A 3,707-nucleotide genomic window follows, 5' to 3' on the forward strand; every position below is an offset into this window, starting at 1 on the left:
GCCGCTGGGACTAAGCAAGTGCAGTTGCTCGAAGTGAATTAATGGCCCACTATCCTGTGCGCTAATTTTTTGAGGTATTGAGAAATGTTCGAATTTTCAAAAAAAGGCCCAATGGCCGATACACAGTTGACTTATGCCAGCATGGTTGGCAGTGGATCTACCGTAAAGGGTAATTTCACACACAGTGGGAATATGTTGCTCTCCGGGCACCTTGTTGGCGACATCCATCAAGATGAGGAGTCCTCAGGATCCACGGATGGGTACACCGCTGTAGTTGGTAAATCGGGGTTTCTAGAGGGCAATATTCACAGCGCCCACGCGATTATTATCGGCCGCATTGAAGGTTCAGTTTACGCAAAGGGTCGTGTTGAGATTTATCCCGGTGCAATCGTCAATGGTGATGTGACTTACTCGCAAATTAACGTTCATCCAGACGCTAAAGTGAATGGTAATTTAAAGTGCCTATTGTCAGATCTGACGGATCACTTGATCGATGACCAGGGTAGTGATGAGTCTCTCAATAATGTGTTGCCGATGACTAAGGCTGATGGCTACTAAGTAGTCATGATTTAAATGACAGAGTTTAGAAATAAAGCCCCTTGGTATGGATTGCTAATTTTTATCGTCCTGGTGGTTGTCAGCGCCATAGTTCACACCTACTACTTTAGAGACTTGCCTAAGTGCCGTGACGAGAATATCCAAATCTTGCTCAATAATAAGTTGCGAAATAATGAGCAGCTTCTGAATAATTCACAAACTTTAGCGTTTGGGCAATTCCAAGAAAAATCTCACAATGCAGTTCAGAGGGATTGCAGTGCAGAGCTTTTGACAAATGCTGGGACTTATTTGATTTTGTACAGAGTCATTAATGACTCTGGCGAGCAATCCTTCTTTCAGCGCCTATTTGCTCCAGTCGATTTCTCAATATCACTTGAGTCTGTAAAGCTGATAAAACAGTAATTGCTGAATTCAGAGTAAAAATTTGCCAACAATGTAAAGCATCAGTCCGGAAATCAATAGATATCCGAAGCCTTTTGCGAGGGCTTTTTCTACACCCTTTTGAACAATGCGATTCTGAATGCCTTCATCTGCCACAATATTTTTGATGTTCCAAAGATCTTTTCTGATGACATTGAGGCTTTCATCGGACTTACGATCTCTTTGCTGAAGATTGGCGCTAATCTCGGCTAAGTGAGTATTGATTGCCTGCAGCTCTTTAATTGCGTCATCTAAATTGCCCATAGATACCCCAAAATAATGTTTAAGCTAATAACTCGATCTGTAAGTCTTAGAGATTTTTAGCTGATAAACATAGATTATTGCAAATCTTGACTAGGTCTTGCCATTTGGTGGAAATCCCAGGGATTTGCTTTATAGTGATGCTAGGTCGACATTGCAGATTCAATCGAATGCTTTGCCACTTCAATATGACACGCAGTATGGATATCAAACCGCAAATGATCGTAAATCAAATTGGGCTAATAGCCAAAAAAATTGCCAAAGTTTTGATTTATGCATTTATTGCTTTAGTGCTGCTTTATATTGCCTTTAAGGCTTGGGAGTACCAGGCTGAGTCTGAGCAGAAGCAGGCCGATAAAGTGTCGCAAACTCAACAAAGTGAAAAGTTTGCTAACGGCAGTCAATATGTCGCAACCTATTCTCCTTTGCTGGTGGGTGGCTCATCACTAAGCTTCGTTCAGCGCCCCAACAATGAGCCCCTTTTTAAGTATTTGTTAGGGGCTAGTTATCCAAATTTCATTACTGCGCTTGAAGATAGCGCACCCTTGGTTTATGTGGGACCACAAATCCTGGGTACAGGATGTCAAAAATTGGGTTGCGCTGTAGCGCAAGCAGCATTAGTGATTGATCCAAGCAAGGGCCGTATTTATGCTGCCCTGATTGAAGGTGGCAAAGTAAGCTACTTTGGTTTAACTGAGGGACAGGCGGCGCCACCTGCATTTGAGAAATGGGCTAGCACTCAGATCGTGGAGCTTGCAAAGTGAACCAATTCTTCTGCCGTATGAAGCCACTCATTTATCTTGCACTTGCCTGCACATTGATCTCTTTTGTTGGCGGAGTATCTGCAAAAGCGCCTGCAGATACTGGTCATGCCAAAACTTCAGAGTCTAAGGGGGCAAGTAAATCTGCCAACGATAAAGATATCGTCCTGGGAAAGAATTCTGAGAGCACGCTGTATTTGCTAGCAGGTTGGGGCAAAGCAGAGGGACCTTATATTTGGTACACAGTCTCTGCGCACTTCAATAAAGATCAGCTTGCTCCTGATGGGAAAACATTTAATTTATTTAGCGCTAGCGGCGCCCTAGATTGCAAGGAAAATAATTCCTTTTATTACCGCACTTCTTACATGTTCTTTGATGCTAAGGCGGGGGCGCTCAATGAAGTATTTTTTGAGAAAAGTAAATCAAATCCAATACGAATTGATTCAGGGAGTATTGAGGCTGATGTTAAAAACATCGTCTGTAAATAATTTCTCGACTTAGAGAAGTTGGAGATGGCTTTCTTTAAAACTACCGCAGCATCGATGCCTAAGGACCCAGAAAACTCGGCTCACCTAAATTTGGATTTAAGGCTGGACCTCATCGCTGCTAACCCAGAATTTGCTGCCGAGCAACTCAAGAGCATCTTGGCGAACTTACAAAAAGTTTTGCAAGCGACAAATCGAGAGGCGGCGATCGCATATCTAGCTCAGGATCCCAGCTTATCTACTTTTCAACGCCACCTACTTTCTGACTTACTAGGTGAGGGTGGGAAAGCTATCTCTGGTAATCGGGATGAGTTAACTGGCTTATTGACTCGATCAAGTCTATTGGAGTCTTTCTCTCAAGAATCCCATGGAGTCAGCGCTAAGACGAACTTAGCCATCTGTTTTATTGATCTAGATGGCTTCAAAGTAATCAATGATCAGCACGGGCATGTGATCGGAGATCAAGTATTGGTTGCGATCAGCCAACGCATCCAGGCAGCGATCCGACCGACTGACATGGCCGTTCGCTGGGGTGGGGATGAATTTATTGTTGTATTTGAGGGTGTGAGCGCGCCTGATGTGGTGATGCAGCTGGCCACCCGACTATTGGGAATTATTGGCGAGCCACTGCAATTAAATCTGGATAATCCGATGCGATTATTTTTGGGCGCCAGTATCGGCGTTGCGATCCGGACTGATGAAAAACTATCGATGAGCGATTTAGTGAACAGGGCTGATCAGGCAATGTATCAAGCGAAAAAGTCTGGGCAAAATAGTATTCAGATTTTTTCTTGAGTACTAAGCTTTGCGAAGGTGCACTGCTGGTATGCGGAGAGCCTCACGGTATTTCGCAACAGTTCTTCTGGCAATAACGTAGCCCTGGTCACTCAGTAACTTGGCGATGTTGGTGTCAGATATCGGTTTGGTTGATGGCTCGTTTTCAACAATTTGCTTGATCAAAGCTTGAACTGCTGTTGAAGAAATTGCCCCGCCTTTTTCTGAGCTGAGCTGACTGCTGAAAAAGTATTTGAATTCATAAATTCCGAGTGGACATGAAAGATACTTTTGAGTCGTCACGCGCGAGATAGTGGACTCATGCATATTGAGGCTTTCAGCAATTTCTCTCAGTACAAGTGGCCTCATTCCAACCGCACCCATGGAAAAGAATTTTTGTTGGCGCGCAACGATCTCTTGAGCAACCTTGAGAATTGTTTCCTCGCGC

The 3,707-nt window shown here is 43.8% G+C and carries 6 protein-coding genes and 1 pseudogene; 5 read left to right on the forward strand and 2 right to left on the reverse strand.

What is annotated here, in order from left to right; translation table 11 throughout:
- Positions 1-84: 84 nt before the first annotated feature.
- Complete coding sequence (locus tag B7Y67_RS12820; RefSeq protein WP_293598983.1) at positions 85-558, forward strand: polymer-forming cytoskeletal protein; 474 nt, start codon at positions 85-87, stop codon at positions 556-558.
- A gap of 15 nt (positions 559-573) precedes the next feature.
- Positions 574-960 (forward strand): hypothetical protein, encoded by a 387-nt coding sequence (locus tag B7Y67_RS12825; protein WP_293598984.1) that lies wholly within the window; start codon positions 574-576, stop codon positions 958-960.
- Between the two features lie 9 nt (positions 961-969).
- On the opposite strand, the gene B7Y67_RS12830 is transcribed toward B7Y67_RS12825, so the two are convergent.
- Positions 970-1,242, reverse strand: a complete 273-nt coding sequence (locus tag B7Y67_RS12830; RefSeq protein ID WP_215302714.1) for a hypothetical protein — start codon at positions 1,240-1,242, stop codon at positions 970-972.
- Between the two features lie 197 nt (positions 1,243-1,439).
- Between B7Y67_RS12830 and B7Y67_RS12835 the strand changes: the two genes are divergently transcribed.
- Genes B7Y67_RS12835 through B7Y67_RS12845 form a run of 3 tightly spaced genes read left to right on the forward strand, consistent with a single transcriptional unit; the run spans position 1,440 to position 3,280 of the window.
- Positions 1,440-2,003, forward strand: coding sequence for a hypothetical protein (locus B7Y67_RS12835; protein ID WP_293598985.1), 564 nt, complete (start codon positions 1,440-1,442; stop codon positions 2,001-2,003).
- Positions 2,004-2,020: 17 nt separating this feature from the next.
- Positions 2,021-2,488, forward strand: coding sequence for a hypothetical protein (locus tag B7Y67_RS12840; protein ID WP_293598986.1), 468 nt, complete (start codon positions 2,021-2,023; stop codon positions 2,486-2,488).
- A gap of 24 nt (positions 2,489-2,512) precedes the next feature.
- Positions 2,513-3,280, forward strand: a complete 768-nt coding sequence (locus tag B7Y67_RS12845; protein ID WP_293598987.1) for a GGDEF domain-containing protein — start codon at positions 2,513-2,515, stop codon at positions 3,278-3,280.
- Positions 3,281-3,283: 3 nt separating this feature from the next.
- Here B7Y67_RS12845 and B7Y67_RS12850 read toward each other — a convergent pair.
- Positions 3,284-3,707, reverse strand: a pseudogene (locus tag B7Y67_RS12850) (RNA polymerase factor sigma-54); the annotation flags it as partial.

The sequence above is a fragment of the Polynucleobacter sp. 35-46-11 genome, assembly GCF_002281105.1.

What these genes read in the sequence shown, in the direction of transcription:
- B7Y67_RS12840 (WP_293598986.1), top strand. Translation starts at nt 2,021, where the DNA reads ATGAAGCCACTCATTTATCTTGCACTTGCCTGCACATTGATCTCTTTT.
- B7Y67_RS12835 (WP_293598985.1), top strand. Translation starts at nt 1,440, where the DNA reads ATGGATATCAAACCGCAAATGATCGTAAATCAAATTGGGCTAATAGCC.
- B7Y67_RS12825 (WP_293598984.1), top strand. Translation starts at nt 574, where the DNA reads ATGACAGAGTTTAGAAATAAAGCCCCTTGGTATGGATTGCTAATTTTT.
- B7Y67_RS12845 (WP_293598987.1), top strand. Translation starts at nt 2,513, where the DNA reads ATGGCTTTCTTTAAAACTACCGCAGCATCGATGCCTAAGGACCCAGAA.
- B7Y67_RS12830 (WP_215302714.1), bottom strand. Translation starts at nt 1,242, where the DNA reads ATGGGCAATTTAGATGACGCAATTAAAGAGCTGCAGGCAATCAATACT.
- B7Y67_RS12820 (WP_293598983.1), top strand. Translation starts at nt 85, where the DNA reads ATGTTCGAATTTTCAAAAAAAGGCCCAATGGCCGATACACAGTTGACT.